The sequence below is a fragment of the Tunturiibacter gelidiferens genome, assembly GCF_051013345.1.
In the GTDB taxonomy this organism is placed as follows: Bacteria; Acidobacteriota; Terriglobia; order Terriglobales; family Acidobacteriaceae; genus Edaphobacter; species Edaphobacter gelidiferens_A.
This window is the reverse complement of the sequence record NZ_CP132939.1, coordinates 6258506-6272199: the sequence shown is the minus strand read 5'-3', so window position 1 is coordinate 6272199 and position 13694 is coordinate 6258506. Positions and strand designations below refer to the sequence as shown.

Genomic DNA, 13694 nt, shown 5'->3' with positions numbered 1-13694 from the left:
TGACGCCAGAGAACATTGGCCGTGCTTGTTTCGTCATTGGAAGGGCACAGCGGAGCACCTTGTGATTGTGCGTCTTTAGTGATCATTGACGCGTTCGACTGTGGTTAGCCAAATATTTTTGAATCGAAATGTGTGGGCGTATTCTGCATAGAGAATGGCGTGTTTTGCATATCAGAGAGACATGACGACGGTCTACATTTGAACCATGTACAACGCAAAAGCATTCTCTGCTGCCAGTGCGTCATCGCCGCTTGCATCCACTACGATCGCGCGGCGCGATCCAACCGAAACAGACGTGCAGATCGAGATTCTCTTCTGTGGAATCTGTCACTCTGATCTGCACCAGGCCCGTAATGAGTGGAGCGGTGTGATGCCCACGGTCTACCCCTGCGTTCCGGGCCACGAGATTGTAGGGCGTGTGACCAAGACCGGCTCCGCTGTAAAGAAGTTCAAGACCGGCGACGTTGTGGCTGTGGGCTGCATGGTCGACTCCGATGGCACGTGCGAGGAGTGCAAGGCGGGCCTGGAGCAGTTCTGCCCAAATCTAACGCTCACTTATAACTTTCCAGACAAGCACACCGGCGGAGTCACGTATGGCGGCTACTCGGATAGTGTTGTTGTGGACGAGAGATTTGTTCTGAAGGTTCCGAGCAATCTTGATCCTGCGGGGGCTGCTCCTCTGCTCTGCGCCGGCATTACCACCTACTCGCCGATGCATCACTGGGGCGTGACGAAGGGCAAGAAGGTTGGTGTTGTGGGCCTTGGCGGTCTTGGCCACATGGGAGTGAAGTTCGCTCATGCGCTGGGTGCGCACGTGGTGCTGTTTACGACTTCGCCGAACAAGAAGGACGACGCTCTTCGCCTGGGAGCGGATGAGGTTGTGATCTCTCGCAACGCCGATGAGATGGCGAAGCATGCGGGTAGCTTTGACTTCATCCTCGATGCGGTGTCGGCTGATCACGACATCAATGCGTATTTGAATCTGCTGCGCCGGGATGGGAATCTCTGCCTGGTGGGCGCGCCGGAGAAGCCATTGTCTGTGGCTGCGTTCGGCCTGTTGTTCGGTCGCAAGAGCCTGTCGGGTTCGCCGATCGGAGGCGTTGCGGAGACACAGGAGATGCTTGATTTCTGTGGCAAACATAACATCACCTCCGAAGTGGAGATCATTCCGATTCAGAAGGTGAATGACGCTTACGAGAGGTTGTTGAAGGCGGATGTGAAGTATCGATTCGTCATCGATATGGCCTCTCTGAAAGGTGCAGCGTAGTTTTCGATGAGTAAGCATTTTCGAGTTTCCGGCCATCTGTCAACGAAGTTGAACGAGTCGGGAGTTCGTGTGTCTTCTGTGTTGGAACGTGCGGGGTTGCCTTCGGGACTGCTCGATCAACCTCGAATTCTCGTAACGACAGAGGAGTTCTTTGCGCTGTGGCGGGGGATTGGGCAGGTGAGCCCAGATCCCGCCATTGGGCTCGTGTTGGGTACGGCGGCGAAGTCGGAGCACTTCGATCCTATGGTGCTTGCGGCTCTTTCGACGGGCAGCTTTGGTGACGCGATGCGGCAGCTCGCCCGGTACAAACAACTCTCCTGCCCGGAGGAGGTTGTGCTTGAGCGGGATGATGCAGAGTGGGCGATTCAGTTTCGATGGCTGCTGGCGAACGAGGTTGAGCCTGCGGTGCTGACCGATCTGTGCTTCGCGTGGGTGCTTTCGATTGCGCGGCATGGGACGGGGATGCGGATCTCGCCGGTGCGTCTTGAACTGCAGCGACCGCGTGCGAATGCAAGGATTCTCGAGCGGCACTTTGGCTGTCCAGTTGTGTTTGGCGCGGCGCGGAATGCGATTGTGTTTCGTGCGTCGGATGCTGAGCTTCGCTTTGTGACTCGCAACGCGGAGTTGCTGGCGATGCTGGCGCCGCAACTGGATGAGGAGTTGAAGCAGTACAAAGGCGAGGAGAGTTTTACTGAGGGTGTTCGCGCGACGATCCAGCGGAAGCTAACGGGGAGCCGTCCGAAGATGCAGGAGATCGCGCGTGAGCTTCATATCAGCTCTCGTACCCTGCAGCGGCGGTTGCAGGATGCGGGCTCGAGTTTTCAGAAGGCTCTGGAAGAGGCGCGGCATCAACTGGCGCGGCACTATTTGACCAATTCGCTGCTGGAATTGAGTGAGACGGCGCATCTGTTGGGGTATGAGGATTCGAACTCGTTTGTGCGGGCGTTTCGGATCTGGGAGGGTGTTCCGCCGGCACATTGGCGGGGGCGCAGCGGGAGAAGGCGGCGTCGTAGATATCGAAGTTCCATGTAAGGCTAGCGGCCAAAGGCAAACGTAACCTGGAAAAGTCCACTATCGATGCCCGGGTTGGATGTTGCGGTGAAGGCATTCGAGATGTGGTGATATCGGTACTCGGTGCGGAGGGAACGGTTGCCGAAGATGCTGCCGGAGCTCGTCCGTTGCCGATAGAGTTCCAGCCCCGCCCCGAACTCTAAGGTGAAGTTGAACGAGCCCGCAGTCGGAATGGGAATCGGACGCGTCGAGAACATATATCCGGCGGCCATGATGAACACAGGTTGCAGGCGATGGTGCGGGAAGAGATTGACCTTTAATCCGAGTGGACTGAGTCCCTGGCCATAGGTCCACCTTCGGCTGCAGGTATAGGTGAAGACGGCGGTGAACGGCGAACCGGCGTAAGGTCCGCTCGAATACGTTCCATTCAAAGTGAATGGTTTTGTGGGACAGGGCGATATGTAGACAGTGCTGAAGGAGAGGGTGGTATCTGCAGGCGGTCCAAAGTAGTTTTGGGTTGTATTTGTAACTGGGTCGCTCACCAATAGCACAGGACGGACTTCCGCCAGATATTGCATATCTACGGAGTGATTCAGAGTGATCCTATGGTTGTAGGTCGCGCCGAGAGTTGCCAGCTTGCGGTTTCTGGCGTTCCCGATAAGCATGTGGCTTGAGTCGTTGGAGGATTCGGTGAAGATGCCGAAGCTGTTTTTCGGCTGAAGTAGAGGCTACCGCCGTCAGACGACGCGACTGTTTGTGCGTGAAGAGCGAGGAACGCGTGCGTCAGAAGGATGCACAGGGAAGCGCAGCGAAGCCCGATCATTGCAACCGACTCTAACACACGCCGCATGCGCGCTCTGCGTCTGGCAGATGAGTGCTCGCGGCAAGCGGTGGCTGGTTCTCTGTTCAGGTGGAGGAGCCACGCGATGCGGTAAAGATCCGTCGTAGCGAATCCGCTAAGCTGGTGGGATGGCTTTGTTTTGTGATGTTGCTTTGCCGGTGCCGCTGGACAGGACGTTTACCTATTCGGTGAATGGAGCTATGCCTGGAGATGGTCCAGTGGTGGGGGCGCGGGTGCTGGTGCCGTTCAGTGGGCAGAGGCTGATGGGTGTGGTGGTGAGGGTGCATGAGGATGCTCCGGGGAGGAGTTTGAGATCAAGCCGGTGCAGCAGGTGTTGGATGAGGCTGCGCTGCTGCCGGAGGAGTTGATGAAGCTGGCGGCGTGGATCGCGCAATATTATGTCGCGCCTTTGGGTGAGGTGTTGCGTGGGATGCTGCCGCTGGCGGCGGAGGTGAAGCGGCATTTTTCTTATCGGATCGCTGAGGCTGGGAGGAAGGTGTTGTATGAGGGCGCGGTGAAGGGGTCTTCGCGGCGATCGAAGCTGACGGTGGAGGAGCAGAATCGCGAGTACGCGGTGCTGAATTATCTGGAGGGTGGCGAGGCGGCGAAGATGTCTGCGCTGCGGTCGGCAACGGGGGCGAATAAGGGGCTGCTGGAGGGGATGGTCAAGAAGAAGTGGCTGGTGCGCGAGGCGGTGGCGGAAGAGAGAGACGCGCGGCGGTTGGAGAAGGTGGCGGTGCTGGTGGTGGAGGCTCGGCTGCCGAAGCTGAATGAGAATCAGACGGCGATTCTGGCGGAGCTTGCGGCGGTGGGCGGGCGGATGCGGGTGCGGGATCTGCGGCTTAGCCTGACGCGCGCTGAAGTGCCGGAGTCTACGCTGGGGACTCTGGTGAAGCGTGGGCTGGTGAGGATTGAAGAGGTTGCGGAGGAGTTTCATCTGGGTGGTGTGGGCGCGGAGGGAAAGAAGCATGCGCATGAACATGCTTTGAATGAAGCGCAGATGGAGGCGCTGGGTACCATTGCGGCGGCGATGGAGAAGGGTGGGTTTCGGCCGCATCTGTTGTACGGGATTACGGGAAGCGGGAAGACTTCGGTTTATTTTGCCGCGATGCAGAGGGCGCTGGACGCGGGGAAGAGCGCGTTGCTGCTGGTGCCGGAGATTGGGTTGACGCCGGCGATGGCAGGGCAGATGGTGGCGGCGTTTGGAGGTGAGGTGGCGCTGCTGCACTCGCAGTTGACGCCGGATGAGCGGGCAGAGCAGTGGCACAGGATCCGGCGAGGGGAGGCGAGGATCGTGGTGGGGACGCGGTCGGCGGTGTTTGCGCCGATGGTGGATCTGGGACTGATCATCGTGGATGAGGAGCATGACTCGAGCTACAAGCAGGAGGAGACGCCGCGGTATCACGGGCGCGATGTGGCGGTGATGCGGGCGAAGTTCAATGAGGCGGTGGTGGTTTTGGGGTCGGCGACGCCGTCGCTCGAGAGCTGGGCGAATGCGGAGAAGGGGCGGTATACGCGGATCGAGATGCGCGCTCGCGTGGCGGACAGGCCGATGCCTCTGGTGGAACTGGTGGATATGCGGGAGGAGTTTCGCGAGACCGGGCAGGAGCAGATCTTTTCGCGAAGGCTGATGGAGGAGACGCAGGCTACGCTGGATCGTGGGGAGCAGGTGATTTTGCTGCTGAATCGGCGGGGGTACTCGTCTACCGTGCTTTGCCGGAGCTGCGGGGAGAAGATTGAGTGCGAGAACTGCGCGGTGTCGATGACTTATCACAAGCCGGTGAGTGGGAACGATGCGATTGCGCAGCCGGGACAGCGATTGGAGTGTCACTACTGCGGGTCGCGACGGTCAGTGCCGACAAAGTGCCCGAAGTGCGAGAGTGAGCATCTTTATTTTCTTGGGGTGGGCTCGCAGCAAGGTGAGGAGAGGCTGCAGGAGCTTTTTCCGACGGCGCGGATTGGGCGTATGGATCGGGATACCGTGCGCGGGCGCTCAGATATGGAACGGTTGCTGGCGCGGCTGCATGGGGGCGAGATCAACCTTTTGGTGGGGACCCAGATGATCGCGAAGGGACATGACATTCATGGGGTGACGCTGGTTGGAGTGATTGGGGCGGACTTCCAACTCGGGCTGCCTGATTTTCGCGCGGCGGAGAGGGTGTTTCAGTTGCTGACGCAGGTGTCGGGCAGGGCGGGGCGCGGAGATCTGATTGGGAAGGTGCTGGTGCAGACGTATCATCCGGATCACTACGCGATTCAGTTCGCGGCGAAGCATGACTATCCGGGGTTTGTGGCGAAGGAGATGCAGTATCGGCGGTGGATGCACTACCCGCCGTTTGCGGTGCTGGCTAATGTGGTGATTCAGAGCGAGAAGTTGGAGGAGGCTACGGGGTGGGCAGGGACGCTGGGGCGATGGTTTCAGAAGTCCCGGCTGGATAAGGTGCGCGTGCTGGGACCGGCGGCGGCACCGATTGTGCGGTTGAAGCGGATCTACCGCTACCATTTCGTGCTGAAGGCGGAGCGGCGGCAGACGCTGGGCGAGACGCTGCGGGCGATGCTTGCCTATGCGGAGACGCAAGGGATTTTGCGCCGGAACCTGGTGGTCGACGTGGACGCGGTGCACCTGATGTGACGCATCGTTGGCGAGAAATGCTGGGGAGGATGTTGCAAACAAGTCGCGACTGCTGGTGCGTCAAGACTTAGTCAAATGCTCTAGTCGAGCAGGTGAAGCTCTTTGCCTGGCTTGAAGCGAACTGCTTTGCCTGGGGCAATGGTGACTTCGGCGCCGGTCCTGGGATTGCGGCCGATTCCGGTTTTGCGCGGCTTGACGGTAAATACACCAAATCCGCGGAGTTCAATGCGGTCGCCCGCGATGAGAGTAGCTTTCATGCTTTCAAAGATCGCATCGACAGCCGACTCTGCTTTTGTCCTTGGAAGGCCGGTTCTTTCTACCACCCTCTGTATGAGATCCTGCTTAATCATCTGGGCCGCCGTCCTTGGGCTGTAATTTTTAGAAAACTGGTGCTGACCTGGTAGTACGGTGATGTTAGAAACTCGAACTCAGATTGTCAACGAAAGAACGCTACCGTAAGATGAAGAATCTAATGATGCAATGGGACCTGGGACACTACCGCACCCAATTTACACCCTTCTGCGACAATTAGGGATATCACCTTCTGCGAGAATTGAAGAAATTTCAAAAAAGCAGTACCAAAGGGGAACACCAGAGTGGCAATAAAAAGCGACCGTTGGATTCGCCAACAGGCGAACGAACACGGAATGATCTCTCCGTTTAGCGAAAAACAGGTTCGAGAGGGTGTTATTTCGTATGGACTCTCCTCTTATGGCTACGATCTGCGGGTCTCGGACGAGTTCAAGATCTTTACCAACGTCAACAGCGCCATCATCGATCCCAAGGCTTTCGACGAGCGCTCGTTTGTGACCGTGCAGGCCGATAGCGTGATCGTTCCGCCGAACTCTTTTGCGCTGGCGCGGTCGATTGAGTACTTCAAGATTCCTCGCGATGTGCTGACGATCTGCGTAGGCAAATCGACGTATGCGCGGTGCGGGATTATTGTGAACGTGACGCCGTTCGAGCCGGAGTGGGAGGGTTTTGTGACTCTCGAGATCTCGAACACAACGCCTCTGCCGGCGCGGGTGTATGCCAATGAAGGGCTCTGCCAGATCCTGTTCTTCCAGTCCGACGAGGTCTGTGAGGTCAGCTACGCGGATCGTAAAGGAAAGTATCAGAATCAACAGGGGATCGTTCTGCCGAAGTTGTAGATTCGTGGCGGGTGTCATGATTTTCTGAAGCGCTTAAGTCGGCCTACTAAATGCACGATGCTGAGTAAAGGGGCTGCGCAGGCGATGAAGGATGCAAAAGACAAGAAGGCTAAGAAGGTCAAGGGATCTGTGCGCGTTGGTCTGGTGGCCGCGGATCCGTTACGGATTCTGGGATTGCAGACGATTTTTCCTGACGGCGGACCGGTGGAAGTTGTTCCTCTGTCGGTTCCGGGTGCGCTGGATGCGTCGGGGGTGTCGTTGATCCTGATCGATTCGGCGTGTACGGAACATATCTTTGAGCTGCTGGCGACGTTTCGCAGAACCCGTCCGCGGTTTCGGCTGATGGTGCTTGGGCTTGAGGAGGACCACGATCACATCCAGCGCATTATCGGCGCGGGAGCGAAGGGCTACCTGGCGCACTCGGCGAAGGAGAGTGAGATTCGAATGGCGATCGAGGTCGTGCAGGATGGGTCGGTGTGGGCTCCGCGCAAGGTATTGGCGCGGTTGCTTGAGTCGACTTCAGTTGGAGCGGAGACGGCGACCAAACCAGCCAAGGAGCCGAAGTTCACGAAACGGGAGCTGCAGGTGCTGCGCCTGCTGGCTGCTGGACATCCTAATCCGGCGATCGGCCGGGAACTTGGCATAGACGTGGGCACGGTGAAGAAGCACGTGGGCAACCTGATGCGGAAGGTGGGGGTTGATAACCGCATTGCGCTGTCTGTTCAGGCCGTCAACCAAAAGCTGTTGATGAAGCGGTAACGTCAGATTTGATACAGAATTCAGGGCGACGAAAACCGGCTGCTTGTCCCAACCCGGAACATCTGATGATAGAGATGGATTTAGCTCGCCTTCATTCGCCAAAATGTGTTAACTACTAAGTTAGCAAAAACTGCTCAAAGGTATACCCACCTTCGTACCGTTGTGAGCGAAGGTAATGTGGAGCAAAGTACTACCAAGCAACACAGACCTGGGAGAGGGGTTGTAGAGATAGCGTCGGAGTTCTGCCGACATTATCTCTACAACCCCCATTTTTGGTGTGTGGGCCGTATCGGCAAATGCGGTTCCCGTTTTATTGGCGGGACAACTTAGATCGGTTTCCCTCCATCTTATATAGTGTTGGAAATAGGCAGCTTGCTGAGTCCTCTCCAAATACATATAAGAACTCGAAAGGGATAACGAAAATGTTGAAGAAGATTTCAGTTGCTCTGTGCGGTTTGGCGATGATCGCCGGTTCTCTGTCGGCACGGGCCGAGGGTGATAAGGCGAAGATTGGAGAACGATTTTCGGCTGCCGGCCTGGTACTCAACGAGATTATGGCGACACCCGATAAAGGCATTCCAAGCGGTATTCTGTCGGGCGCATCGTGCGTGGTCGTGATTCCGAGCTTTAAGAAGGGCGCCTTTGTTGTGGGAGCACAGTATGGGCAGGGCGTCGCGACCTGTCGTACGCCCAGCGGGAAGTGGAGCGCTCCGGTTTGCGTTCAACTGGCCGGAGGCAGCTTCGGGTTCCAGATTGGCGGACAGGCGACGGATCTTGTGTTGATCGCGATGAATCAGCAGGGTCTGCAGTCCATGCTAAAGAACAAGTTCAAGCTGGGAGCAGATGCAGCAGCCTCTGCCGGCCCGGTGGGACGCAATGCCCAGGCTGGGACGGACTGGAAGTTGAATGCAGAGTTCCTGAGCTACTCGCGTAGCAAAGGGCTGTTCGCCGGCATCGATCTCGATGGCACCGTGCTGTCACAGAATCAGGAGGACACCCGCGCGCTGTATGGTTCCGATATTCAGTTCGAACAGATTCTTGGTGGCAAGGAAGTGACGCCGGTTGAGGCTCGTCCGTTTGTGCGGACGGTGGCGAAGTATTTTGTGGTTGCCAAGAACCAGTAGTCGCATCGTTGTTTGATCGTGAAAGGGCGGGCTGATTTTGCCGCCCTTTCTGATTTTAAGGCGACGAGGGTTGAAATCGGTAGACTAGAGGCTTGAGCCAGGTTCCACAAAAAGAGGCAGTTGACGCGGAGGTGAGCTTCCGCGAACGAGTTGAGTTTGCCGTTGTGTGGTTGGCGGTTCACGGGATGGGTTTGCTTCCGCGGGGATTGGCCAGAGCGGCGGGCAAGGGAATTGCGGCAATTGCGCTTTACGGGTTGGGACGGCTGCGTGCGGTCGGCGTACGAAACTTGAAGCTTGCTTTTCCTGAGATGCCGGAGCTGGAGCGGGAGAGGATTCTACGATCCTTGTACCGGAATCTGGGTTGGTTACTGGCTGAGTTTTGCCTGATGCCGGCATATACGCAGGCGGAAGCCAGCCAATTTATACGTTATGACGGGTTGGAAAACTATCTGGCGGCTCGCGAGCGCGGAAAGGGTGTGCTGGTGTTGACCGGACATCTGGGAGCGTGGGAGTTGTCGAGCTTCTACCACTCGCTGATGGGCATGCCGATGGGGATGGTGATACGCCGGCTGGATAACCCGCTGGTGGACGAGTTTGTAAACCGCATTCGGTGCCTGCATGGAAATCGAGTGATTCATAAGGACGATTTTGCGCGGGGGTTGATTGCGTCGATGCGCGGGGGAGACGGTTGGGATTCTGATGGACACGAACATGACTCCGCCTCAGGGTGTGTTTGTGCCGTTCTTTGGAGTGCAGGCGTGCACGGCCTCGGGGATGGCCCGGATTGCGGGGAAGACCGGAGCGGCGGTGGTGCCGGGGTTTCTTCTGTGGGAGGAGAGCGAGCAGAAGTATGTGCTTCGCTTCGGCAGAGAGCTTGAGGTGACGCATACGGGAGATTCTGAAACCGACGCGGTTACAAATACGGCGGCGTTCACGGCGGCGATTGAAGCAACGATTCGGCAGTATCCTGATCAGTGGCTGTGGATGCATCGACGATGGAAGACGCGGCCTCCGGGGGAAGAGGGGATCTATTGATGGCGGGGATCTACGGATGACAACGATGAGTACGATAGCGGACTGGGTTGGGGTGAGCGCGCCTCTGTTGGAGGTGGAGGTAACGTCGGTGTCGAGTATCGAGGACGCTGGGGAGAACTCGGTTGTGTTTGCGGTCGATGGGGAGGCGCTGGGCAGGGCGCTGCGGTCGAGGGCTGGGGTGATTCTGGCGAACAGGAAGCTGGAGTCGGCAGAACTGCCGCCCAATCGGACGCCGGACCCGCGGGTTTTGTGGGTGGCCGATGCGAAGTATGCGTTTGCTCTGGTGGCGCGGAGGTTGAGCGTCGACGAGGTTCGGGCGGGAGTGCATGCCTCGGCCGTGGTGGGGCAGAAGGTGGCGATTGGCGTGGGGTCTGCGGTTGGGCCGGGTGCTGTGCTCGGCGACGGTGTGGTGATTGGGAGTGGATGTGAGATTGGGGCGCGAGTGACGATTTACGCGGGGACGCTCCTGGGGGACCGCGTGGTGGTGCAGGCGGGGGCGGTGCTGGGGTCGACGGGGTTTGGGTATGTGCGGAGTGCCGAGACGGGAGAGTATCTGATCTTTCCTCAGCAGGGGCGGCTGGTGGTGGAGGATGATGTCGAGATTGGCGCGAATACGACGATCGATCGCGGTGCGCTGGGGGAGACACGGATCGGGCGCGGGACGAAGATCGATAACCTCGTGCATATCGGCCATAACTGCGTGATTGGGAAGAACGTGATTATTGCGGCGCAGACGGGGATCTCGGGTTCGAGTGTGGTGGAGGATGGCGCGATTCTGGGTGGGCAGGTGGGGATTGGAGAGCACGCGACGGTGGGGGCGGGTGTGATTCTTGGTGGTGGGGCTGGAGTGCTGAGTGGGAAGAAGATGCGAGGGGCTGGGGAGGTGTTCTGGGGGCGGCCGGCTCGGCCTTTGAAGGAGTATCTGCGGGATCTTGCCAGGTTGAAGCGGCTCTGAGGGGTGTCCTGCCGGACGGGCCCACTGCGCGTGGGGCGGTCACTTCGTGACTTGTATACCGCTTCGCATGGCGCTCCCGTTGGTCGCGAAGGAAGATGATTCCGACCAACGGGAGGACCACGCGAAGCTCTAAAATGGCGTGCGAACGCCCGCCCCACGCGCAGTGGGCTCGTCCGGCAGGACTAAAATCAGTGGGAATGTGCGGTGAGTGATGGCGATTGTGGTGGTTGGCGGACACACGAGAAATATCGGAAAGACCAGTGTGGTGGCCGGGCTGATCGCGGCGATGCCGGAGATGCATTGGACCGCGTTCAAAATTACGCAGTTCGGGCATGGGATGTGCTCGGCCAATGGTGAGCCCTGCGACTGCGAGACGGCCGAACATGCGGTCGCGGTCAGTGAGGAGCGGGTGGGGGGCGATGCTACGACGGATTCGGGAAGATACTTGGCAGCAGGGGCGGTGCGGTCGTTCTGGGTGAGGACGCGCCAGGGCGATCTGTCGGAGGCGATGCCGCGCATTCGGAAGGAGATGGAGCGAGCGGAGAATGTGGTGATCGAGTCGAACAGCATCCTGCGGTTTCTGAGGCCAGATCTTTATCTGAGCGTGCTCGATCCGGAGACTGCAGACTTCAAAGATTCGGCTAAGTATTTTTGGATCGCGCGGACGCCGTGCTGGTAGCAGATGGTGTGTTGCGAAGGCCGGAGTGGAAGGGAGTCTCGCTGAAGCTGGTGGAGGGGACGCCGGTGCTTGCGATGCAGCCGCCCGTCTATGTGACGGAGGAGGTTGTGGAGTTCGTGAGGGGGAGGCTTCGAGCGGGGGCCGCCGTTTGATGAATCGGTTCCAGATGGAAAGAGCCGCAGGCTGAATCGCCTGCGGCTCTTTTTGATGCGGGGTAGTTGAAGTTTATGCGATGTTGCCGTTGAGGCCACTGGGGAAGAAGCCTCCCTGAAAGGACGTGGCGGTCGCGGGGTTTCCGGTGACGATTGCCAGGATCTGGGTCGAGTTGCGCGACCAGCCCAGAGCGTTGAGGTCAGTATTAGCGATGGTGGACGACGGGAAGGTGGTTGTCGTGCTGCTGCTGTTGAGACCGACCGCCGCGCTTTGTACCCCTAGATCGTCTGCTGTTGTTCCTGCAAACGTGGTGAAGGGGACGGTGATGGCGTTCTTGGGATCGGGATCGGGATTCGCCAGCTTGGAGCGTGCCGCCGAGATCGCCTGGGTCATCGTGCTGAGAGGTCCTGTGCTGACGCCGTTATCAAAAACGCTGATTACGGTGCGGACCAGACCAGCGTGGTAGGCTTCGACCGCATGAATCCCCACAGCCGCTGGGAGGACATTTGTCTTGTCTGTGATGAGAGGAGCAGCGCCGTGGTAGGCCGAGACTCCAACGTCTTCGAAGATGTATGCGCCGATGAGGAAGTTCGCGTCACTGGCGAAGGGATCGAAGGCGGTGCCGATGTTTGCAAGGGCTGCGAGCGCATTGAAGGAGGTGAACAGATCGATGTCGGGCATCGAGACTGCGACCTTGCCCAGGGTCTTCTGCAGGAAGATGACATGCTTGCCTTCTTCGATGGCCGTCTCCGCAGCATAGGCCGCTACGATGGACGATGCGAATGGTACCTTGGCGAAGCTGGGCTTGAGTGTGACGCTACCGGCGGTTCCTCCGTTGACAGCGACGGGAATCGGTGTCGGGAGTTGGTCGATGGTGACGCCGGAGACTGCGAGGTTGTAGTACTGTGCTTCGAGGTACTCGAGGTTGAGAGCGAAGTTGAGGATGTCCTGGTCGCCAGTGGTGGTCGACTGCGCCTCTGCTTTGGTTGTACCGCCGAAGGCGAGCGCAGCGAGTGCAGCGCCTCCCATGGTGAGCATCTTACGGCGGGTATTTACGATGATTTCGTCAAGCTGCTGTGTCTCTAAAGTTGCCATGATCTCTCCGTCCTTAGGATGCCGTTGTTGTGATGGTGCCATTTAGACCATTGGGGAAGAAGCCGCCTTTGGACAGGCCTGCACCCAGAGCGCCGTAGACAATATGCAGAACCTGATCGGTTGTGCGGCCGAAGGCGATGGCGTAAGTGGGATCAGCAGCAACGATGCTGGAGATGCTGAGTTGGGTCTCTTTTCCTCCGCCAAGCATAGCGCGCACTGCGGAGATCTTGTTCGCGTCGTTGAGGAAGGTTGCGTCGCCGGAGTTGGCCGCACCACCTGCGATGAGGGTGCGGATGGCGGCTGCATGATAGGCCTCAGCGGCCTGGAGGCCTGCCGCGCCCGAGAGGATGATATTGCTGGCGAGCAAGGGAGCCGCACCGCCGTAAGCGGTCACGCCCACATCCTCAAACGTGAAGGCGCCGACGAGGAAGCTGTTGGGGTCTGCAAACGGGTTGAATGGCGTGGTGATGCCGGCGGCCACCCCGAGAGGACCGAAGGCGGTTAGATCGATCGTGGGGCGCGGAACGGGGGTGCCACTGTTTTTTCCGATCACAGCCTGGAGATAGCGAACGTGATCCAGTTCTGTCTGGGCGAGCTCTGCGGCGAATTGTGCCTGGGCTGGAGTCGTCCAGGGAACGGCCGCGATGTTGGCCGGGACCTTGGTGGTTCCTGCGCCTGTCAGCGCATCGGCTGTGGAGAGGCCAGATCCGGTGGCGGCATACAGATAGAACTCGGCCTCAAGATATTCGAGGTTGAGGGCGAAGTTCAGAATGTCGTTGTCGGGAATGTCGAGCGGTGTTGGCGTTGGTGTCGGTGTCGGGGAGGGTGTGGTTGTACTGTTGTTGCACCCAACTACGAGGGCTGCAGCTGCTGTCGTTCCTCCTGCCAGAAACTGGCGGCGGGACAGAGCCTTGTCTATAAGGTCGTTTAGCTTTTTCTCCACAATTAACCTCTCCTTGAAACGCATTGCGAACAACATCTATAGTTTTGGT

Annotated in this window: 12 protein-coding genes and 2 pseudogenes; 10 read left to right on the top strand and 4 right to left on the bottom strand. The window is 58.5% G+C overall.

Annotation, left to right across the window (positions count from 1 at the left end):
- Positions 1–205: 205 nt before the first annotated feature.
- Positions 206–1267: an NAD(P)-dependent alcohol dehydrogenase gene (locus RBB80_RS31765; RefSeq protein ID WP_433966086.1), complete on the top strand. Its 1062-nt coding sequence runs from the start codon at positions 206–208 to the stop codon at positions 1265–1267.
- A gap of 6 nt (positions 1268–1273) precedes the next feature.
- Positions 1274–2299 carry an AraC family transcriptional regulator gene (locus RBB80_RS31760; RefSeq protein ID WP_433966085.1) on the top strand — a complete coding sequence of 342 codons (1026 nt, stop codon included), beginning with the start codon at positions 1274–1276 and terminating at the stop codon, positions 2297–2299.
- Between the two features lie 2 nt (positions 2300–2301).
- Here RBB80_RS31760 and RBB80_RS31755 read toward each other — a convergent pair whose 3' ends face one another.
- Positions 2302–2943 carry an acyloxyacyl hydrolase gene (locus RBB80_RS31755; RefSeq protein ID WP_433966084.1) on the bottom strand — a complete coding sequence of 214 codons (642 nt, stop codon included), beginning with the start codon at positions 2941–2943 and terminating at the stop codon, positions 2302–2304.
- A 304-nt stretch (positions 2944–3247) separates the two neighbouring features.
- Between RBB80_RS31755 and priA the strand changes: the two are divergent.
- Positions 3248–5751 (top strand): annotated as a pseudogene (priA, locus tag RBB80_RS31750) (replication restart helicase PriA).
- An 80-nt stretch (positions 5752–5831) separates the two neighbouring features.
- Here priA and RBB80_RS31745 read toward each other — a convergent pair.
- Complete coding sequence (locus RBB80_RS31745; protein ID WP_158943184.1) at positions 5832–6101, bottom strand: HU family DNA-binding protein; 270 nt, start codon at positions 6099–6101, stop codon at positions 5832–5834.
- Between the two features lie 246 nt (positions 6102–6347).
- Here RBB80_RS31745 and dcd point away from each other — a divergent pair, with 246 nt between their 5' ends.
- The 7 genes and pseudogenes from dcd to RBB80_RS31710 all read left to right on the top strand — a co-directional run bounded on the left by dcd (position 6348) and on the right by RBB80_RS31710 (position 11606).
- Positions 6348–6902, top strand: a complete 555-nt coding sequence (gene dcd / locus RBB80_RS31740; protein WP_183980989.1) for a dCTP deaminase — start codon at positions 6348–6350, stop codon at positions 6900–6902.
- A gap of 84 nt (positions 6903–6986) precedes the next feature.
- Positions 6987–7661, top strand: a complete 675-nt coding sequence (locus RBB80_RS31735; protein ID WP_433966083.1) for a response regulator transcription factor — start codon at positions 6987–6989, stop codon at positions 7659–7661.
- 422 nt (positions 7662–8083) lie between these two features.
- Complete coding sequence (locus RBB80_RS31730; RefSeq protein ID WP_433966082.1) at positions 8084–8785, top strand: lipid-binding SYLF domain-containing protein; 702 nt, start codon at positions 8084–8086, stop codon at positions 8783–8785.
- Between the two features lie 185 nt (positions 8786–8970).
- Positions 8971–9820, top strand: a pseudogene (locus RBB80_RS31725) (lysophospholipid acyltransferase family protein).
- A 25-nt stretch (positions 9821–9845) separates the two neighbouring features.
- Positions 9846–10775, top strand: coding sequence for a UDP-3-O-(3-hydroxymyristoyl)glucosamine N-acyltransferase (gene lpxD / locus RBB80_RS31720; protein WP_433966081.1), 930 nt, complete (start codon positions 9846–9848; stop codon positions 10773–10775).
- Positions 10776–10986: 211 nt separating this feature from the next.
- Positions 10987–11454: a hypothetical protein gene (locus tag RBB80_RS31715; protein WP_433966080.1), complete on the top strand. Its 468-nt coding sequence runs from the start codon at positions 10987–10989 to the stop codon at positions 11452–11454.
- The gene (locus RBB80_RS31710) at positions 11445–11606 is read left to right on the top strand and encodes a hypothetical protein (RefSeq protein ID WP_433966079.1); all 162 of its coding nucleotides are present in this window, start codon (positions 11445–11447) and stop codon (positions 11604–11606) included. Before RBB80_RS31715 ends, RBB80_RS31710 begins: the two co-directional genes overlap by 10 nt.
- A gap of 73 nt (positions 11607–11679) precedes the next feature.
- Here the strand turns inward: RBB80_RS31710 and RBB80_RS31705 are convergent, their stop codons facing one another.
- A complete protein-coding gene (locus RBB80_RS31705; RefSeq protein WP_433966078.1) occupies positions 11680–12702 on the bottom strand; it encodes a ferritin-like domain-containing protein in 1023 nt (340 codons plus the stop codon).
- A gap of 13 nt (positions 12703–12715) precedes the next feature.
- Positions 12716–13645 carry a ferritin-like domain-containing protein gene (locus RBB80_RS31700; protein ID WP_433966077.1) on the bottom strand — a complete coding sequence of 310 codons (930 nt, stop codon included), beginning with the start codon at positions 13643–13645 and terminating at the stop codon, positions 12716–12718.
- Between the last annotated feature and the right edge of the window lie 49 nt (positions 13646–13694).

Excerpts from the sequence above, each read along its gene's own strand:
- RBB80_RS31765 (WP_433966086.1), top strand. The coding sequence starts at position 206 with ATGTACAACGCAAAAGCATTCTCTGCTGCCAGTGCGTCATCGCCGCTT.
- RBB80_RS31760 (WP_433966085.1), top strand. The coding sequence starts at position 1,274 with ATGAGTAAGCATTTTCGAGTTTCCGGCCATCTGTCAACGAAGTTGAAC.
- RBB80_RS31755 (WP_433966084.1), bottom strand. The coding sequence starts at position 2,943 with ATGCTTATCGGGAACGCCAGAAACCGCAAGCTGGCAACTCTCGGCGCG.
- RBB80_RS31745 (WP_158943184.1), bottom strand. The coding sequence starts at position 6,101 with ATGATTAAGCAGGATCTCATACAGAGGGTGGTAGAAAGAACCGGCCTT.
- RBB80_RS31735 (WP_433966083.1), top strand. The coding sequence starts at position 6,987 with ATGAAGGATGCAAAAGACAAGAAGGCTAAGAAGGTCAAGGGATCTGTG.
- RBB80_RS31730 (WP_433966082.1), top strand. The coding sequence starts at position 8,084 with ATGTTGAAGAAGATTTCAGTTGCTCTGTGCGGTTTGGCGATGATCGCC.
- lpxD (WP_433966081.1), top strand. The coding sequence starts at position 9,846 with ATGAGTACGATAGCGGACTGGGTTGGGGTGAGCGCGCCTCTGTTGGAG.
- RBB80_RS31715 (WP_433966080.1), top strand. The coding sequence starts at position 10,987 with ATGGCGATTGTGGTGGTTGGCGGACACACGAGAAATATCGGAAAGACC.
- RBB80_RS31705 (WP_433966078.1), bottom strand. The coding sequence starts at position 12,702 with ATGGCAACTTTAGAGACACAGCAGCTTGACGAAATCATCGTAAATACC.